At 72.0% G+C, this 18,120-nt stretch carries 18 protein-coding genes and 1 tRNA gene; 11 read left to right on the plus strand and 8 right to left on the minus strand.

All coding sequences use genetic code 11. The annotated features are described in order from the left end of the window. Nucleotides 1-66 precede the first annotated feature (66 nt). The 8 genes from obgE (at nucleotide 67) to SJY14_RS07210 (ending at nucleotide 6,682) form a co-directional block, all read left to right on the plus strand. Complete coding sequence (obgE, locus tag SJY14_RS07175; protein WP_071256617.1) at nucleotides 67-1,617, plus strand: GTPase ObgE; 1,551 nt, start codon at nucleotides 67-69, stop codon at nucleotides 1,615-1,617. Further along, nucleotides 1,614-2,459, plus strand: coding sequence for a glutamate 5-kinase (gene proB / locus SJY14_RS07180; protein ID WP_396600164.1), 846 nt, complete (start codon nucleotides 1,614-1,616; stop codon nucleotides 2,457-2,459). The genes obgE and proB overlap by 4 nt, the downstream gene beginning before the upstream one ends. A gap of 86 nt (nucleotides 2,460-2,545) precedes the next feature. Beyond that, nucleotides 2,546-3,814 (plus strand): glutamate-5-semialdehyde dehydrogenase, encoded by a 1,269-nt coding sequence (locus SJY14_RS07185; protein WP_396600165.1) that lies wholly within the window; start codon nucleotides 2,546-2,548, stop codon nucleotides 3,812-3,814. 38 nt (nucleotides 3,815-3,852) lie between these two features. Further along, the gene (locus SJY14_RS07190) at nucleotides 3,853-4,074 is read left to right on the plus strand and encodes a hypothetical protein (protein WP_043597092.1); all 222 of its coding nucleotides are present in this window, start codon (nucleotides 3,853-3,855) and stop codon (nucleotides 4,072-4,074) included. 17 nt (nucleotides 4,075-4,091) lie between these two features. Then, nucleotides 4,092-4,718 carry a nicotinate-nucleotide adenylyltransferase gene (nadD, locus tag SJY14_RS07195; protein WP_082383319.1) on the plus strand — a complete coding sequence of 209 codons (627 nt, stop codon included), beginning with the start codon at nucleotides 4,092-4,094 and terminating at the stop codon, nucleotides 4,716-4,718. Next, on the plus strand, nucleotides 4,715-5,929 hold the full coding sequence (locus SJY14_RS07200) for a hypothetical protein (RefSeq protein WP_396600166.1): 1,215 nt from the start codon (nucleotides 4,715-4,717) through the stop codon (nucleotides 5,927-5,929). Before nadD ends, SJY14_RS07200 begins: the two co-directional genes overlap by 4 nt. Before the next feature lie 62 nt (nucleotides 5,930-5,991). Continuing rightward, nucleotides 5,992-6,405 (plus strand): ribosome silencing factor, encoded by a 414-nt coding sequence (rsfS, locus tag SJY14_RS07205; RefSeq protein ID WP_071256613.1) that lies wholly within the window; start codon nucleotides 5,992-5,994, stop codon nucleotides 6,403-6,405. Nucleotides 6,406-6,606: 201 nt separating this feature from the next. After that, nucleotides 6,607-6,682 (plus strand) — tRNA-Ala (locus SJY14_RS07210). Nucleotides 6,683-6,987: 305 nt separating this feature from the next. On the opposite strand, the gene SJY14_RS07215 is transcribed toward SJY14_RS07210, so the two are convergent. Genes SJY14_RS07215 through SJY14_RS07245 form a run of 7 tightly spaced genes read right to left on the minus strand, consistent with a single transcriptional unit; the run spans nucleotide 6,988 to nucleotide 14,285 of the window. After that, nucleotides 6,988-8,448, minus strand: a complete 1,461-nt coding sequence (locus SJY14_RS07215; protein WP_396600167.1) for an 8-oxoguanine deaminase — start codon at nucleotides 8,446-8,448, stop codon at nucleotides 6,988-6,990. After that, a complete protein-coding gene (gene add, locus SJY14_RS07220) occupies nucleotides 8,445-9,494 on the minus strand; it encodes an adenosine deaminase (RefSeq protein WP_396600168.1) in 1,050 nt (349 codons plus the stop codon). Before add ends, SJY14_RS07215 begins: the two co-directional genes overlap by 4 nt. Next, complete coding sequence (locus SJY14_RS07225) at nucleotides 9,491-10,510, minus strand: nucleoside hydrolase (RefSeq protein ID WP_177174818.1); 1,020 nt, start codon at nucleotides 10,508-10,510, stop codon at nucleotides 9,491-9,493. Before SJY14_RS07225 ends, add begins: the two co-directional genes overlap by 4 nt. Then, nucleotides 10,507-11,403 (minus strand): ABC transporter permease, encoded by an 897-nt coding sequence (locus SJY14_RS07230; RefSeq protein WP_054145986.1) that lies wholly within the window; start codon nucleotides 11,401-11,403, stop codon nucleotides 10,507-10,509. Before SJY14_RS07230 ends, SJY14_RS07225 begins: the two co-directional genes overlap by 4 nt. Then, a complete protein-coding gene (locus SJY14_RS07235) occupies nucleotides 11,403-12,317 on the minus strand; it encodes an ABC transporter permease (RefSeq protein ID WP_055973638.1) in 915 nt (304 codons plus the stop codon). The genes SJY14_RS07230 and SJY14_RS07235 overlap by 1 nt, the downstream gene beginning before the upstream one ends. After that, nucleotides 12,310-13,158 carry an ABC transporter ATP-binding protein gene (locus SJY14_RS07240; RefSeq protein WP_396600169.1) on the minus strand — a complete coding sequence of 283 codons (849 nt, stop codon included), beginning with the start codon at nucleotides 13,156-13,158 and terminating at the stop codon, nucleotides 12,310-12,312. Before SJY14_RS07240 ends, SJY14_RS07235 begins: the two co-directional genes overlap by 8 nt. Further along, nucleotides 13,155-14,285 carry an ABC transporter substrate-binding protein gene (locus SJY14_RS07245; RefSeq protein WP_071256610.1) on the minus strand — a complete coding sequence of 377 codons (1,131 nt, stop codon included), beginning with the start codon at nucleotides 14,283-14,285 and terminating at the stop codon, nucleotides 13,155-13,157. The genes SJY14_RS07240 and SJY14_RS07245 overlap by 4 nt, the downstream gene beginning before the upstream one ends. Nucleotides 14,286-14,403: 118 nt before the next feature. Between SJY14_RS07245 and SJY14_RS07250 the strand changes: the two genes are divergently transcribed. Together SJY14_RS07250 and SJY14_RS07255 are read left to right on the plus strand one after the other, a co-directional pair. After that, complete coding sequence (locus SJY14_RS07250; protein WP_055973631.1) at nucleotides 14,404-15,003, plus strand: TetR/AcrR family transcriptional regulator; 600 nt, start codon at nucleotides 14,404-14,406, stop codon at nucleotides 15,001-15,003. A 68-nt stretch (nucleotides 15,004-15,071) separates the two neighbouring features. Further along, complete coding sequence (locus SJY14_RS07255; protein WP_052505346.1) at nucleotides 15,072-16,472, plus strand: NtaA/DmoA family FMN-dependent monooxygenase; 1,401 nt, start codon at nucleotides 15,072-15,074, stop codon at nucleotides 16,470-16,472. 13 nt (nucleotides 16,473-16,485) lie between these two features. Here the strand turns inward: SJY14_RS07255 and SJY14_RS07260 are convergent, their stop codons facing one another. Next, on the minus strand, nucleotides 16,486-17,223 hold the full coding sequence (locus SJY14_RS07260; RefSeq protein WP_071256609.1) for an HAD family hydrolase: 738 nt from the start codon (nucleotides 17,221-17,223) through the stop codon (nucleotides 16,486-16,488). A 163-nt stretch (nucleotides 17,224-17,386) separates the two neighbouring features. Between SJY14_RS07260 and SJY14_RS07265 the strand changes: the two genes are divergently transcribed. Next, nucleotides 17,387-18,103, plus strand: a complete 717-nt coding sequence (locus SJY14_RS07265; protein WP_255364278.1) for a general stress protein — start codon at nucleotides 17,387-17,389, stop codon at nucleotides 18,101-18,103. Nucleotides 18,104-18,120: the final 17 nt, after the last annotated feature.

Raw genomic sequence — 18,120 nt, forward strand, 5'->3', positions numbered from 1 at the left:
CGCCCCAGACGTGTTTGACCCGGGCAGCTCGCACCGGCACGCACAGACAAAGAGATCAAGCACCTCATGGCCACATTCGTCGACCAAGTGACCCTCCACCTCCGCGCCGGCAACGGCGGCAACGGCTGCGTGTCCGTCAAGCGCGAGAAGTTCAAGCCGCTGGCCGGCCCCGACGGCGGCAACGGCGGTCACGGCGGCGACGTCGTCATCGTCAGCGACAGCGGGGTCACGACGCTGCTCGGATTCCACCGAGCCCCCCACCGGTCCAGCGACAACGGCGGCTTCGGCATGGGAGACCACCGTGCCGGCACCAACGGCGAGACCCTCGAGCTCGTCGTCCCCGTGGGCACGGTCGTCAAGTCCGCCGACGGCACCGAGCTGATCGACATGGTCGAGCCCGGCATGCGCTACGTCGCCGCCGAGGGCGGCATCGGGGGCCTCGGCAACGCGGCCCTCTCGTCGACCAAGCGCAAGGCCCCCGGCTTCGCCCTGCTGGGCACCCCCGGCTGGGCCGGGGACGTGCTGCTCGAACTCAAGGTCGTCGCCGACATCGCGCTGGTGGGCTACCCGTCGGCCGGCAAGTCGAGCCTCGTCGCCGCCCTGTCGGCCGCGAAGCCGAAGATCGCCGACTACCCCTTCACGACGCTGCACCCCAACCTCGGCGTCGTCGAGTCGGGTGACACGCGCTACACGGTCGCCGACGTCCCCGGGCTGATCGAGGGTGCCAGCGAGGGCAAGGGGCTCGGGCTCGAGTTCCTGCGCCACGTCGAGCGCTGCTCGGCGCTGCTGCACGTCCTCGACTGCGCGACCCTCGACCCGGGCCGCGACCCGCTGACCGACCTCGACGTGATCCTGCGCGAACTCGAGGCCTATCCCGTCCCCGACGGCCAGAAGCCGCTGCTCGAGCGCCCGCAGCTGATCGCGCTCAACAAGGTCGACGTGCCCGACGGTCGCGAGCTGGCCGACTTCGTCACGCCCGAGCTCGAGGCCCGCGGCTACCGGGTCTTCGAGATCTCCGCCGTGAGCCACGAGGGCCTGCGCAACCTGTCCTTCGCCCTGGCCGAGGTCGTCGAGGCCAGCCGGGCCGAGATCGCGGCGCGCCCCGCGCCTCCTCGCATCGTCATGCGCCCCCGCGCCGTCAACGAGAAGCCCTTCGTCATCAGGGTCGAGGGCGGCACGTACGGCAACGTGTACCGCATCCTGGGCCAGAAGCCCGAGCGCTGGGTCGTGCAGACCGACTTCAACAACGAAGAGGCCGTGGGTTACCTCGCCGACCGGCTCAACGCCATCGGCGTCGAGGACGCCCTGTTCAAAGCCGGCGCGCAGGCCGGTTCGACGGTCGTCATCGGCCCCGAGGGCGGCATCGTCTTCGACTGGGAGCCCACCCTCACCTCGACGGCCGAGCTGATGACGAGCGCCCGTGGCACCGACCCGCGCCTGATCCAGAACGACCGTCCGACCCGCAACCAGCGTCGTGAAGAGTACTTCGAGCGCATGGACGCCAAGGCCGAGGCCCGCGCCGAGCTCCAGCGCGAACGCGCCGCCGGCCTGTGGACCGACGACGAGGGGTTCCTGGTGAAAGAGGGCGACGACGTCGAAGGCGACGAGCGGGCGTGACCGGGGGCGTCGTCGACCGCGCCGGCCTCGGCACGGCCCGTCGCATCGTGGTCAAGGTCGGCTCGTCGTCGATCAGCGGTGACAACGCGGGCCAGATCGAGCCGTTGGTCGACGCCCTCGCCGCGACGTACGGTCGTGGCGCTCAGGTGGTGCTCGTCTCGTCGGGAGCCATCGCCACGGGCCTGCCGCACCTGCGGGTCGACTCCCGTCCGACCGACCTCGCGACCCAACAGGCGGCCGCCGCCGTCGGGCAGAACGTCCTCATCTACCGCTACCAGCAGAGTCTGCGCCGCTACGGCATCGTGGCCGGGCAGGTGCTCTTGACGGCGGGAGACATGCAGAACCCCACCCACCGCAGCAACGCCCAGCGCGCCATGGAGCGCCTGCTCGAGCTGCGCATCCTGCCGATCGTCAACGAGAACGACACCGTCGCCACCCACGAGATCCGCTTCGGCGACAACGACCGGCTCGCGGCGCTGGTGTCGCAGCTGATCGGTGCCGACGCGCTCGTGCTGCTCAGTGACGTCGACGCCCTGTACACCCGACCGCCGCACGAACCCGGCGCCGTCGCCCTCGTCGACGTGCCCTTCGGCGACGAGCTCGCCGGGGTCACCTTCGGCGAGGCCGGCGCGGCCGGCGTCGGGACCGGAGGCGCGGGCACGAAGGTCGCGGCCGCCCGGTTCGCGGCCGAGGCCGGCACACCCGTCCTCGTGACGAGCACCGGCAACGTCGCCCGGGCCCTCGCGGGCGAGCAGGTCGGCACCTTCTTCGAGGCGGCGGGAGCCGCGGGGTCGGGACCTGCGGCGGGGGACGCCGGGTCCCAGGGCGAGCGACCGGCCTGACCCGCGCCTCCCGGGTGTCGTCGGGGTGACCGCCGGCGATCGTCGGCGGCCTCGCGGGACGGGGGAGCGGCGCATAGGCTTCGTGCATGTCGCTCATCGATGCCCCGGCCCCGTCGCTCACCGACAAGCTGACCGCCGCCAAGGCCGCCTCGCGCGTGCTCGCCACCGCGACGGCCGACCGCAAGGACGCGGGACTGCGGGCCGTCGCGGCCGCCCTGGTCGCGAACGTCGACCGCATCGTCGCGGCCAACGAACTCGACCTGGCGAACGCGCGCGAGAACGGCGTCGGTGCGTCGTTGCAGGATCGCTTGCGACTCGACTCCGGGCGGCTGGCCGGGCTCGCGTCGGCCACCGAGCTGGTGGCCTCGCTCGTCGACCCGGTCGGCGAGTCGGTGCGGGGCAAGGTGCTGCCGAACGGGCTGCGCCTCGACCAGGTCCGCGTGCCGTTCGGTGTGGTGGGCGCGATCTACGAGGCCCGGCCCAACGTGACGGTCGACATCGCGGCGCTCGCCCTGAAGAGCGGCAACGCGGCCGTCCTGCGCGGCGGCAGCGCGGCGCAGCAGTCCAACCGCGTGTTGGTCGAGGTCATGCGCGAGGCCCTGTCCGAGGTGGGGCTGCCCGCCGACGCGGTCGTCACCATCGACGAGTTCGGTCGTGACGGAGCCGGTGAGCTGATGCGCGCGCGAGGGCTGGTCGACGTGCTGATCCCCCGGGGCAGCGCCGACCTGATCGACACCGTCGTCCGCGAGTCGACGGTGCCGGTCATCGAGACCGGCGCCGGGGTCGTGCACGTCTTCCTCGACGCCAGCGCCGACGAGGGGTGGGCCGTCGACATCGTGCAGAACGCCAAGGTGCAGCGGCCGAGCGTGTGCAACGCGCTCGAGACGCTGCTCGTCCACCGTGAGGCGGCGGACCGCCTGCTGCCACCGGTGCTGGGTGCCCTGCGCGCCTCCGGGGTGACGATCCACGGCGACCGGCGCACGCTCGAGGTGTTCCCGGACGGCGTGCCGGCGACCGACGACGACTGGGCGACCGAGTACATGGGGCTCGACCTCGCGGTCCGGGTCGTGGCCGACGTCGACGAGGCCATGGCCCACATCGCCCGGTGGTCGACCCACCACACCGAGTCCATCGTGACCAACGACCTGGCGACCGCCGAGCGGTTCCTCGCCGGGGTCGACAGCGCGGTCGTCATGGTCAACGCCTCGACCCGCTTCACCGACGGCGGCGAGTTCGGTTTCGGGGCCGAGGTCGGCATCTCGACCCAGAAGCTCCACGCCCGCGGACCGATGGGGCTCGCCGAACTCACGAGCACCAAATGGGTCGTGCGGGGCCAGGGCCAGGTGCGCGGGTAGACTGACCGACGATCGTCACCGCCTGAACGGGAGAACCCATGCTCGACGCCTCGCTGCTGCTCGCCGAAGCCCACGAAGAACTCGCACCGCTGATCGCCCCGGCCCCGGTCATCGCCGGCGTCTTCGCCATCGCGTTCCTCGTCCTCGGCTACGTGGTGTTCAGCTACCGCGACGTCGCCAACCGTTCGCTGCGCAAGGCCAACAAGCTCGACCACCACGACGGTCCGATCGACGAGTTCGGTCACCCCGAGAAGCACTGACCGCCGAGGCCACCGAGATGGTCGTGACGGGCGCCACCGTGCCCGACGGCGAGGGCGTCAGGCGACCCCGCGTCGGCATCATGGGCGGCACGTTCGACCCGATCCACCACGGGCACCTGGTCGCGGCCAGCGAGGTCGCGCAGTCGTTCCACCTCGACGAGGTCGTCTTCGTGCCGACCGGCCAACCGTGGATGAAACCCGAGGTCAGCGAGGCCGAGCACCGCTACCTGATGACGGTCATCGCCACGGCGTCGAACCCGACCTTCACGGTGAGCCGCGTCGACGTCGACCGCGAGGGGCCGACCTACACGATCGACACCCTGCGCGACATCCGTCGCCTGCGTCCGACGGCCGAGCTCTTCTTCATCACCGGTGCCGACGCCGTGGCCCAGATCCTCGACTGGAAAGACGTCCAAGAGCTCTGGGACCTCGCCCACTTCGTCGCCGTCTCGCGGCCGGGGCACGACCTCAGCGTTAGCGGTTTGCCCGAGAGCGACGTAAGCTTGCTCGAAGTCCCCGCACTGGCCATCTCGTCGACCGATTGCCGCGCCCGGGTGGGTCGAGACTTTCCGGTGTGGTACTTGGTCCCCGACGGCGTCGTCCAGTACATCTCCAAGCACCATCTGTATCGGAGCGTTTCATGAGCACGTCCGACGGTCAGCCGCCCCTCACCCGGCGACAGATCCGCGACCTCGAGCGAGCCCGCGAGGCCGGTCAGGCCATCACCGGCGCCGTGCCCGTGGTACCCGCCTCGACCTCCACGCCCGCCCCACGCGCCGCCGCGAGCTCGACGGGTGACGTGCCGCTGCCGACGCCGGTTCCCTCGTCCGCCGCTCTGCGCGACGTCCCGCCCCCCGCACCGGGCTCGGTCGTCGACCCCGGCACCGGCCTGACCCGCCGACAGATGCGCGCCCTGCGCGACGCCAGCCAGACCCGCGACGCCTCGCCCGTGCCCCTGCAGGCTCCGGCCCCCGAGCCCCGTCGTCCGCTGGCCGACGCGCTCAACACCGTCGACGAGATCGCCCCCGCCGCCGACCGTCCGGCCTCCGCGCCCGGCGCGTCCGTTTTGGCTCCGGCAGCGGTCCGCCCCGCCTCGGCCCCCGTGCCGTCCGCCGCGTCGGACGACGACGCCGACTCGTCGGACGACGCCCCCGGGCCCCGCCGCACGGGTGCGGCCCCCACGGTTCCTCCGGTGTCCTCGACCCCCACGCCGGCGTCGACGCCGACGGTCTTCCCGTTCGCGTTGTCCGACGAGCAGGGCCGCGGCGGACAGGGCTCGCCGAGCGCGCCTCCTGCCCCGTCCCGCCCCGTGGCGTCGACGGCGCCGCGTCCGTCCGGTGCCGCTTCGGCGTCCGAGCAGCGTGACGAGCCGTCCGACGCCGCGCCCGTCGTGCCGTCCGGCCACTGGTCGACCCAGTCCGACGAGCCCGACGCGCAGTCCGTCCCGGGCCGTCAGCTCGGCACCAGCACGGGTCAGCAGAACGCCTTGATCCTCACGGACGCCCAGGTCGCCGACGTGACCGGTGCGCTCAACGCGACCGGCGAGATCATCATCACGGGCTCGATCGACCTGCCCCGCAGCCTGGCGTCGACCGGATCGCAGGCCCGGATCGACAACTCCGACATGGACCGCATCCTCGAGCAGGGCGACGCCGAGCAGGCGTCGAGCGACGCCGAGCCCGTCCGCGCCAGCCGGGCCATCAGCACGCACACGTCCACCCGTGCCGTCGTGCTGGCCGCGTCGCAGCCCAAGGGCAACCACCTGCCGCTGATCCTCGGCATCTCGGGCGGCGTCGTGGGCCTCGGTATCATCGGCTTGATCATCGGTGGCTTCGCCACCGGGGTGCTGGGCTGAGGCCCGACCCACCCGAACCGACCCCGGTCGGCCCGCATCACCACCTACCCCCTAAGGAACACGTGACAGCCACCCCTCGTGCCATCGAGCTGCTGCAGATCGCCGCACGCGCGGCCGACGACAAGCAGGCCGACGACCTCGTCGCCCTCGACGTGTCCGGCCCCCTGCCCCTGACCGACGTGTTCCTGCTGGCCACGGGCCGCAGCGAACGCAACGTGGTCGCCATCGCCGGCGAGATCGAGGACAAGATGCTCGAGGCCGGCGTCAAGACGCTCCGCCGCGAGGGTCGTGCCGAGGGCCGTTGGGTCCTGCTCGACTTCGGTGACGTCGTCGCGCACGTCTTCCACGACGAGGACCGTCAGTACTACGCGCTCGAGCGCCTCTGGAGCGACTGCCCGACGATCCCTCTCGACGTCCTGACCGAGTCGGCCGCCGCGCAGACCGAGGTCGCAGCGGACGCACCGGCCGAGGCCTGACCGCCCCGCGCCTCCCCTGTTTCGCCGCGTCGGCGAGACGTCACGACATGCCGCTCACCTCTGGAGGTGAGCGGCATCTCGCGTCTTCTCGAGGGCCCGCGACGAGGGCCCCGGTCGGGGTGAACTTGCGTGCTCGAAAAATGTAGTAATGTAGACGAGTTGCTTCCGACGGGGTGAAAACCTCACAAGAGCAACAGTTCTGGGTCTGTGGCGCAGCTGGTAGCGCACCTGCATGGCATGCAGGGGGTCAGGGGTTCGAGTCCCCTCAGATCCACCAGAACGGGTTCGAGAGAACCACACGAAGGCCCCTCCTCGAGAGGGGCCTTCGTCGTGTGTGGGGCATCTGTTCGAGGGCGACGGTGCCGACGCCGCCACGAAGTGAACACTCCGCCACGAGTTCTCGTGGCGGAGTGTTTACTTCGTGGCGGGTCGGGCGGTCGGGCGGGTCGAGTGGATCGGGCAGGCCCTGCGCTCACGCCGACGGGCGCATGCCCCGGCCTGTACCCGAGCCGACGGGCGCAGGGTGCCTAGCAGGCGCAGGGGGCGCAGGGGGCGCAGCGGGCGCAGGAGGCGCGGTTCGCGTCAGACGCGGGCGCGCAGGTCCGCCGATGCCCGGGCCGCGCCCTCGGCGAGCAGACCCTGGTCCGCGTGGACGAGTTCGCCGTCCGTCACGACCGCGTCGCCGCCGACCCAGAGCCGGGCCAGCGGAGGCATCGAGGCCAGCCCGAGGGCGGCCACCGGGTCGGCGATGCCGGCGAACTCCACCCCGTCGACGCGCCAGAGGGCGAGGTCGGCGAGCTTGCCGACCTCGATCGAGCCGAGGTCGGCGTCCCGGCCGAGCACGCGGGCGCCGCCGATCGTCGCCAGGCGAAGGCCCTGCCGAACCGAGAACGCGTCCGCGCCCGAGCGCAGGCGCCCGAACAGCACCGCCTGCCGGATCTCGGTGCCGAGCTGACCGGACTCGTTCGACGCGGCACCGTCGACCCCGAGGCCCACGGGTGCCCCCGCGCGCAGCAGGGAGGCGATCGGGGCGATGCCCGCGGCGAGTCGACCGTTCGACGAGGGGCAGTGCGCCACACCCGTCCCCGTCGCCGCGAACCGGCCGATCGCGTGGTCGTCGAGGTGGACGCAGTGGGCCATCCAGACGTCGTCGCCGAGCCAGCCGAGGTCCTCGAGGTACTGGGTGGGCGTGCGGCCGAAGCGCTCGAGGCAGAAGGCGTCCTCCTCGACGGTCTCCGAGCCGTGGGTGTGCAGCCGGACGCCGAGCTGCCGTCCGAGCACGGCGGCCTCGCGGAGCAGGTCGGGGGTGACCGAGAACGGCGAGCAGGGCGCGATCGCGATCTGGACCCGCGCGTCACCGGACGGGTCGTGGAACCGGGCCACCGCCTCCTGACCGGCGCGCAGCGCGGCGTCCGTCGTCTCGACGGCGAAGTCCGGGGGCAGGCCGCCCTGCGACCGACCGAGGTCCATCGAGCCGCGTGTGGCGTGCAGGCGGACGCCGACCGTGCCGGCGGCCCGGACGATGCCGCCCAGCAGGTCGCCGGCACCGGCCGGGAAGACGTAGTGGTGGTCGCCGACGGTCGTGCAGCCCGACCGCGCCAGCACGGCGATCGCGGCGGCGGCCCCGGCCTCGACGAGAGGCTCGTCGATGCGGGCCCAGGTCGGGTAGAGCGCGACGAGCCAGTCGAACAGGATCGAGTCCTGCGCGATGCCGCGGGTCAGCCACTGGTAGAGGTGGTGGTGGGTGTTCACCAGGCCGGGGGTCAGCAGGTGGCCCCGGCCGTCGACGCGCTCGGCCGGGATCGGCGCTGCATCCGGTGCCGCCGAACCGGGGACCGACCCGGGTGGGGCCAGCCCGGCGGTGCACCACGCGGGGGCGGGCCCCGGCCCGACGGCGACGATGCGCGATCCGTCGACGACGACGTGCCCGCCGGCGTGCTCGGTGTCGTGGGCGTCGACCGTCGCGACGTGGGCGTTCTCGACGACGAGCCGCTGGACCGGCGCCGCCGAGGCGGAGGCGGGTGCGGAAACGGGCGAGGTCACGCCGCCAGCCACGCCGCGATCTCGGCCGCGGCCCGCGCCTTGAGTTCCTCCGACGCCCCCGAGCACTCGATCGAGCTCAGCGCGCACGCGGCGAGCTGCTCGTCGGACAGGCCGAGGGTCGCGCGGGCCAGCTCGTACTCGGCGAGCACGCCGGGCCCGAACAGGATCGGGTCGTCGGCGTTGATCGAGCACCGCACGCCGGCTTCGACGAGGCGCTTCAGCGGGTGGTCCTCGATCGTGGGGATCACCGAGAGCAGCACGTTCGAGGTGAGGCACACGTCGAGGCAGACGCCCTCGGCGGCCAGGCGGGCCATCAGCGGCTCGCTCTGCACGGCCGTGACGCCGTGCAGGACGCGGTCGGCACCCAGGACGTCCAGCGCCTCCTCGATCTGGTCCGGTCCGGCGAGCTCGCCGGCGTGCGGCGTCGAGAGCAGGCCCGCGTGCTTGGCGATGCGGAACGCCTCCTCGTAGCGGGCCGCCGGGTTGCCACGCTCGTCGTTGGCGAGGCCGAGCGAGACGACGCCGCGGTCGGCGTACGCGGCGGCCAGGTGGGCGAGCTCGTTCGCGGCCTCGACGCTCTCGGTGCGGTCGACCGTGATCATCAGGCCGACCTCGACGCCCCATCGCTCGCCGCTCTCGGCGCAGGCCGCGAGCATCGCCCGCAGCGAGGCGTCGAGCGACCCGAAGGTGTCGACGTAGAACTGCGGGCTCGCCCCGAACTCGACGTAGGCGACGCCCTCGTCGGCGCAGTCCTCGATCGCCTCGTCGATCAGGCGGAAGAGGTTCTCGCTCTCGGCGAGGACCACGAGCATGCCCTGGTAGGTCGCGCTGAACTCGCTGAAGTCCCCGAAGCTGGTCGGCATCGGCACGACGACGCCCGACGCCGCCGCCATGTCGGCCAACGAGTCCGGTCGGATCGCCGCCTCCATGTGCAGGTGCAGGTGTCCCTTGGGCAGGGTGCGCAGGTCGCGAACGACGGCGTCGGCGGGCGAGGGAGAGGTCACCGAGGAGGCGCGGGTCGCGTCGGCGGGGGAGGTGGTGGTCACGAGCGGGCTCCGTGGATCAGGGCGTCGACGAACGACGGCAGGAAAAGGTCGGTGTGGACGGCGGTGACCGCCGTCGTGTCGGTGGACGGGTCGCCGGTCGGCACGGGGCCGTCCGGGTGCCAGTCGACCTCGGCGCCGTCGGCCGTGCGCATCACCCGGCCCCGCGTCGCGAAGCCGTCGTGGGTGATGCCGACGGAGCCGGTCACGCTGTCGGCGATCCACTCGGGGTGCACCAGCAGCGCCGCGGCGAGGCCGTCGTGCACGGGGCTGACCCGGCGGCCCCAGGCGTTGCGGTAGAAGTCCAGGTAGGTCGCCAGGACGTCGGCGGCGAAGGTGCCGGTCGGCGTGCCCGAGTCACGGAGCGCGGCGACGTGCGACTCGTCGGTGATCACCTGGGACGTCGCGTTCACGCCGACCATGAGGCGCGAGGTCGCCGGGGCGGCGAAGACCTCGCGAGCGGCCACGCCGTCGTTCTGCACGTTCGCGTCCACCATGTCGGTGCGGCCGAGGGCCGGGAAGGGCCCGCTGCCGCCCATGATCGTCACCGACCGGAACAGCGTCAGGAGGCGCGGTTCGGCCCTCAGCGCCAGGGCCACGTTCGTGAGCGGCCCCAGGGTGAGCAGGTCGATCTCGCCCGGGGACGCCCGGGCGACCTCGACGAGTCGCTCCGCCGCCGGGGTGTCGAGCAGCACGCGGGGGAGCGGCCGCTCGGCGACGACGTCACCGAGACCGTCGTGACCGTGCACGTAGTGGGCGATGTGCGCCTCCGCGTCCAGGGGTCCCTCGGCACCTCGGGCGACCGGCACGTCGTCGAGTCCGACGAGCCCGAGCACGTGTCCGACGTTACGCAGGGCGTCGTCGACCACGCAGTTGCCGTAGACGGCCGTGATGCCCACGATCTCGACGTCGGGCTGCGCGGCGAGCCAGAGCAGGGCGAGGGCGTCGTCGATGCCCGTGTCGGTGTCGACCAGCACGCGGCGGGTCACGCTGCGGCCGGTCACGCTGGGGTCGGTCACGACGCGGTCGCCTTGCCGGCGTTGGGGCCCCACTTCGCGAGCACCGCCGTCTCGACGAACGTCGTGATCGTGTAGAGCACGATCGAGACGAGCGTGATCAGCACGACGATCGCCCAGATCTCGCCGTACTGCGACTGCGACTTGGCGGCCGTGATGGCGGCGCCGAGGCCCTCGTAAGTGAAGAGCCACTCGTAGAGCATCGCGCCGGTGATGGCTCCCGGCACGGCGATGCGCATCGAGGCGAAGAAGTACGGCAGGGCCGTGGGGAACGCGACCTTGCGCATGATCGTCCAGCGGCTGCCGCCGTAGACCCGGATGAGGTCGACCGACTGGGCGCTGACCGAGCGGAAGCCGAGGCTCAGGTTGACCAGCAAGGGGAAGAACACGACCACGCCGCCGATGAAGCCGGCGGTGACGATCCCGTTGCCCAGCACGAGGTAGATGACGGGGGCCATCGCGAGCAGGGGCACGGTGCGCAGCAGCATGGCGATCGGCATGAACATGAACTCGACGGGCCTGATCAGCGTGAAGACGATCGCCACGACCAGCGAGCCGCCGACGCCGAAGACGAAGCCGATCGCGGCGTGCCAGAGGGTCACCCCGAGCAGGCCGGCGATGTGCACGCGGTTCTCGGCCGCCGTGGTCTGGCTGAGCTCGGAGTCGACGAAGAACCAGCGGAACACGTCGGCCGGGGTCTTCGCGATGAACGCGTTGGCCTGCAGCACGACGATGGCGAGGTTCCACAGGATGCCGAGGATGATCGCCGAGATGGCGATCGTCAGCACGGTGCGGCCGATCCGCCGCAGGACGAACCGGGCCGTCGAGGAGGCGCTGGTCGAGTCCGCGGGGGCGGCGACGCGGGTACCGGTGCCCGTGGGCAGGGTCGTGGCCATCAGAACCCCTCTCCGGCGCGGCTGTCGCCCGCCGACCAGGGCGTGACCAGTCGGCTGATCCGCCCGATGACGAAGTAGGCGATCCCGGCGATGCCGCCCGAGATCAGGGCCAGGGCCCAGAGCTTGACCGACGCCGCCGTGGCCTGCGCCGCGAGCAGCAGGATGCCGAGGCCCTGGTCGACGCCGATGAGGAAGTACTCGCCGAGCACCGCGCCGAGGAACGCGGCGGGTGCCGCCAGTTTCAGCGCCGCGAGGATGCTGGGCAGGGCGGCGATCAGACGGACCTTGACGAGCTGCGTCCAGCGCGAGCCGCCGTAGGCCGTGATCACGTCGAGCTGGGTCTCGCTCGCGGCCCGCAGGCCGAGCAGCGTGCCGATCACGGTGGTGAAGATCACGCTGAGCGCGGCCAGGAAGATCGACGTCGTCCGGCCGCCGGCGGGCGACATGAGCGTGACGATCGGCGCGATCGCGGTCAGCGGGATGCACGAGCAGACCACGGCGAGCTGGGTCGAGAGGCCCTCGAACCACGGCACGAGCAGCACGGCGAAGGCCAGTGCGAACGCGATCAGGTTGCCCCAGAGGAAGCCCCAGGCCGCGCTGCCGGCGGTCGCGCCGATGGCGCGCCAGTAGACGAGGTCGCTGAGGTCCGTGACGAGTTGGACGAGCACCTGGCCGGGTGGGGGCACCGACCCGGTCACCGAGAAGAGGGTGACGGCCACGACCTGCCAGATCGCGACGATCAGCACGATGCCGACGAGGGCGCCGACCCACGGAGGCGCGGCGGCCATCGAGCCGAGCACCGACCGTCGCTCACGCCCCCGGGCGGTCTCGGCCTGGAGCGCGACGCTCTGGCCCAGCTCCGCCTCGACCTCGCGCTCGGCGGTCTCGCGCGGCGACGTGTGCAGGTCAGTCATCGGCCACCGTCCCGTGCGAGCCGAACAGGATCTCCGAGATGCGGTCGACGTACGCGTGGAACTCCGGGGTGCGGGTCAGCTCGGGCAGGCGCGGTCGGGGCAGGTCGATCTCGACCACCTCGGCGATGCGGCCGGGCCGGGCGCTCATCACGGCGACGACGTCGGACAGGAACACGGCCTCGGCGATGCCGTGCGTCACCATCAGCGTGGTGGCGGGCTTCTCGCCCCAGATGCGCAGCAGCTCGACGTTCATGCGCTGCCGGGTCATGTCGTCGAGCGCGCCGAACGGCTCGTCGAGCAGCATGATGGTCGGCTGCACGGCGAGGCAGCGGGCGATCGAGACGCGCTGCCGCATGCCGCCCGACAGCTGCGCCGGCTTGGCCTTCTCGAAGCCCTTCAGGCCGACGAGGTCGATCAGGTCGTCGATCAGGCCGGCCGGGGGAGTGAGCCCGGCGACCTCGAGCGGCAACCGGATGTTGTTCTCGACGCTGCGCCAGGGCAGCAGGGCCGAGTCCTGGAACGCGATGCCCGTCTCGTGGCCGCGTTGCACCTCGGCCGCGGTCTTGCCGTTGATGACGACGCTGCCCGACGTGGGCGTCTCGAGCCCGGCCAGGATGCGCAGGATGGTCGACTTGCCGCAGCCCGAGGGTCCGAGCAGGCTGAGGAACGAGTCCTTCTTGGTGCCCAGGTCGATCTGCGTCAGGGCCTGCACGCTCTTCCGGCCGAGCTGGAACGACTTGGTCAGCCCCTGGATGTTGATGCCGGTGGCGAGCTCGGGTCGTCCGGCGGGGTCGCCCGTCGCCGTCGTGAGTGCGGTCGTGGTGCCGTCCGTCATGGTCATGCCGTGGGGATCGTGAAGGTCGTGATGAGGTCGGGGTTCTCTTCGTAGACCTCCTTGATGATGCTGAGGTCGAAGAGGTCGTCGGCCGACACGTCGGTGCCCATGGCCTTCAGCGAGGCGATGTTCTCGGCGACCAGCTCGTCGGTCATCGTGAACAGGCCGTTGGCGTTGACGTCCTCGGTGAGGATGAGGGTGTTCTGCGCCTCGGCCTCGGCGGTCTGCTCCTCGACGTCGAGGTCCTGGTCCTTGCCGTACTTCTCGGCGGCGTACTTCGCGCTCTGCTCCGGGTCCTTCACCGCGTCGGTCCAGCCCTTGATCTCGGCGACCAGGAAGGCCTTGAGCATGTCGCGCTCGTTGTCGATGGTGTCCTGCGTGACGGTGAAGGTCTCGGCGACGAACGGCAGTCCGTTGTCGGCGAAGCCCAGCACGACGGGGGTGAAGCCGTCCATCTCGGCGAGGATCGGCTCGTTCGTGATGTACGACATGTGCGCGTCGTACGCGTTGGTCTCGAGCGGGGCGATGTCGTACTGCGTGGCGACGAGCTCGACGTCGTCGAGCGTCATGTCGTTGGCCTTGAGGAAGCCCTCGAAGATCGTCTGGTTGCCGCCCGACTGCACGCCGATCTTCTTGCCCTTGAGGTCGGCCAGGGTGCGGATCGGCTTCCCCTCCTCGAGGGAGAGCAGGCAGAACGGGTTCTTCTGGAACGTCGTGCCGATGATCTTGAGCGCCGCGCCCTGCGCGACCGAGGGGCCGGTGAGCGAGGCCGACGACAACCCGACCTTGGCCTGTCCGGCGAGCAGCGCCTCCTCGGCTCCGGTCTGTCCACCACCGGCCAGCAGGGTGACCTCGCTGAAGCCCGCGTCGGTGTAGTAGCCCTTCTCCGTGGCGAAGTACTCACCCGCGAACTCGATGTTCTTGATCCATGAGAGCTGGACGGCGATGGTGCCGAACGAGCCACCCGACGCGGCCCCGCCGGATGCCGCGCCCGTGCCGGCCGACGAGTCGGTGCAGGCGGCGAGCAGGGCGGTCGTGCCGACGACGAGGGCGGCCGAACCGCCCAGGCGCAGGAACCCGCGGCGGTCGAGGGACGAGTCGCGGAAGGCGGGAGGAACGGAGAAAGGGCTCATGGGGGAACTCCTGAGGTTCGTTCGGGTGAGGTGTCGAAAAGCTAGACCCGGACTGTTTCATCGTCGTTTCGGTCGTGTTGCCGTCGTCGTCGACCTCGCGGGACGTTAGTTTCGGGTCATGGCCACCCGGGAGTCGTCCGACAAGAGGGCCGAACTCCTCGAGCGCGTCGTCGACCACGTGCTCGAGAACGGGGTCGGCCAGCTCACCCTGCGCGCCCTCGCGACGGCGGTCGGCTCGAACAACCGCATGCTGCTGTACTACTTCGGCAGCCGCGAAGAACTGGTCGTGGCGGCCCTGCACGGCGCCGAACGGCGGTTCCCGGGCATCGTCGGGGTCGTGGACCACCTGGCCGGGCCGGACCTGCCGCTCGACCAGCGCCTCCTCGCCGTCTGGCGGACGGTGTCCGACCCCGTCAACCAGCCCTTCAACCGGCTGTTCTTCGAGGTGTTCGGCCTCGCGAGCTTCGACCGCGAGCGCTACGCCTCACTGCTCGGCGACATCGGCACCGAGTGGGTGGGCCAGGTCGCGGCGGCGTACCGCGCCGAGGGCGTCGAGGAGGCGCGGGCCGAGTCGCTCGCGCACGAGACGGTCGCGCTCTGGCGCGGCTTCCAGGCCACGTTGCTCAGTGCCGGGTCGAGCGCTGCCGTCGACCGCGCGGCGGTCGACGCGATCGAGGCGCTCGTCGCCCGCGTCCGCGCCGCCGCCGTCGCCCGCTGACGGGACACCCGTGTTAAGAGCTTGTTTCGGGGCTGGACTCTGGGTGAACCATCCGGTTCACTGACGGCATGAAGCAGATCCGTCTCGGTGTGTTCGAAGTCGCCGGCCCCCAGGTCGGCGGCACCCTCAGCTGGTCCCACCCGCGCAGCGACTCGCTCGGCTACCACGGGCTCGACCTGTGGATCGGCATGGCGAAGCTGCTCGACCGTGCGGGCTTCGACTTCCTGTTCTTCGCCGACGGGTTCGGCTACCCGTCGATCGACGGCGACCTGCCCGAGACCGCGGCCCGCGGGGGCATCAACTTCCCCGGCATGGACCCCGCCCTGCTGATCCCGACCCTGGCCCGCGAGACCGAGCGTCTCGGTTTCGTCGTCACCTCGTCGACCGGCCTCGACCACCCCGTGCAGTCGGCTCGCCGATTCGCCACGCTCGACCACCTGACGGGCGGCCGCATCGGCTGGAACATCGTCACGGGCGCCTCGCAGAACACCGTCGCCGAGCTCTTCGGCCACGACGAGATGCGCGGCCACGACGCCCGCTACGACCAGGCCGACGAGTACGTCGACCTGGCCATGACGCTCTGGGAGGGCTGCTGGGAGGACGGCGCCTTCCGCGGTGACGCCGAGGCCGGCGTCCTCGCCGACCGCGATCGCATCCACCGGGTCGAGTTCGCCGGCGAGCACTTCCGCTCGTCGGGCTACTTCACGGTCGCACCGTCGCCGCAGCGGACGCCCGTCCTGTTCCAGGCCGGCACGTCCGACCGGGGCCGCGCCTACGCCGCGCGCAACGCCGAGTGCGTCTTCGTGCAGGGGACGACGGTGCCGAAGACCGCGGCGAACGTCGCCGACATCCGGGCCAAGGCCGCCGCCCTCGGCCGTGACCCCGAGTCGGTCAAGATCATGGTCGGGCTGACCGTCACGGTCGCCCCGACCCACGACGAGGCCGTCGCCCTGCGGAAGGAGTTCGACGACCTGCAGACCGACGAGGTCGTCGCGGTCCTCTACGCGGGCAACACCGGCATCGACCTGCTCTCGCTCGACCCGTCACGCGACCTGACGCAACTGCAGGACGACGGCGGGCCCGTCGGGCAGATGGGGCAGAGCAACATCGACCGCTTCCTGCCGAAGGACGGCTCGCCGGCGCCGACCGTGCGCGAGATCCTCGACGACCTGCGCGGCAAGGGAACCCGAGGGCTCCAGCTGGTCGGCGACCCCGTCGAGGTCGCGGACGAGCTCGAGCGCCTGGTCGACGAGACCGACCTCGACGGCTTCCTGCTCGAGCCGATCTTCGGCACGGCCGACCTGGCCGACTTCGCCGACCTCGTCGTGCCCGAGCTGCGCCGCCGTGGCCGCATGCCGGCCGAGCCCGCCACGGGCACGCTGCGCGAGCAGATGCTCGGCCGTCCCGGGCCGCACCTCTCGGCCGACCACCCCGGCGCGCGCTTCGCGGTGGTGCCGGCGACGGTCTGAGGTCGTCCTCGGTTCAGGAGGCGCTGCTCGCCCAGGCGCGGATCGCCGGGTACAGCTCGGGCAGCGTCGTCGCGCGGTGCGTCGGCCGGGCGTCCGGGGCGGGGAACCGCTCCACCAGGGCGGTCGGCGATCCCTGGGCCGCGGCCGGCTCGAGGTCGTTGGGCCAGATGTCGCCCACGCTGAGCAGACGGTCGGGCCGGTCCTCGAGACCCGCGTCGGCCCGGAGCCGGTCGAGCACGGCGGCCAGACCGGTCGGCTTCCGCGCGTCGGTGACGATCTCGTCGACGCGGTCGGCGAGCCCCAGCCGCTCGAGCGGCTGCACGACGCCGTGCTCGGGGGAGTTCGTGACCAGCACCACGTGCACGCGCTCGGGCAGCGAGTCGAGCAGCTCGGCGAGCCCTTCGGGGGCCGTGGTCTCGAGGCGGCCGTCGGCCAGGGCCGCGCGAGCCCCGGCGTAGGCCGCCGAGCGGGCCGCGTCGTCGACGCCCAGGGCCCGCGAGACCCGCTCGGCGACGACGTACCCGTCGGGGGAGCCGTCCGCGTGAGCGATCGCCTCGTCGACCCCGGCCGGCTCGTCGTCGAGCGGGCTGCCCACGAACCGGGCCAGCACCGCCTCGACCAACCGGGGCGGGTGCCGTTCGGCGGTCGCCGCGAGGGCCTCGTCGAGGAGGCGCGCGTAGGTCAGCACCGGACCGTCGCCCAGGCAGACGGTCCCGTCGAAGTCGAGCACGAGGACGTGGGTGGTGGTCATCCCCCGATCCTGCCCCACGAGACGTGGGTCGGCGGGGCGCCGTCGCGACCGGAGCGTGTGGAGGGGCCGTGGTGGGGACGCCGCGACTGAGAGCGCGCCAAGGAATGCTGTGGGCCGACTGTGCATTCCCTCCGCGTCGACGCGAGCGCGATAGAACGGGAGCATGAGCAACGAGCAGGACACCACGCCCACCCCCGACGACCGCCCGCGCCCCGCGTACGGCGAGTACGCGCCGCAGGGCACCGGGCAGCAGCCCGCCGGTCAGCCGGCCTCTCCCGACCAGGGGCAGCAGCCGGGCCAGGTGCCCGGTCAGCAGGGCGCTCCGTACGGCCAGCCCGGCTACGGCCAGTCCGGTCACGGTCAGGCCGGGCCGCAGGCGACCCCGACGACGGGCACGCCCGGCCCCGGTGGCATCGGCGCCTTCGCCGGCGCGGGCTATCCCCAGGTGCTCGCCTCCTTCACCAAGTACGAGGACGCCCAATCGGCCGTCGACCTGCTGTCCGACGAAGGGTTCCCCGTCGAGAGCGTCTCGATCGTCGGACACGACATCCGCACCGTCGAGAACGTCTCGGGTCGGCTGACCTCGGGCAAGGCCGCCGGACGCGGCGCCGGTGGCGGTGCCTGGTTCGGCCTGCTGCTCGGACTGCTGTTCGGCATCTTCGCCCCGAGCGCTGCGTGGATCGGCGTGCTGCTCGTGGCCGTCGGCCTCGGTGCGCTGTGGGGTGCCCTGTGGGGCTTCGTCGGCCACAAGATGCTGCGCGGTCGTCGCGACTTCTCGTCGGTCCGCACCATGGAGGCCGGCCGGTACGAGGTGCTGGTCCGCGGCGAACTCGCCGCCCGGGCGCACCAGACGTTGGCGCAGGGTCGCAAGGTGGCCTGACCGGCGCCCGCCGCGCC

Source organism: Frigoribacterium sp. R86507, assembly GCF_044597695.1.
Taxonomy (GTDB): Bacteria; Actinomycetota; Actinomycetes; order Actinomycetales; family Microbacteriaceae; genus Frigoribacterium.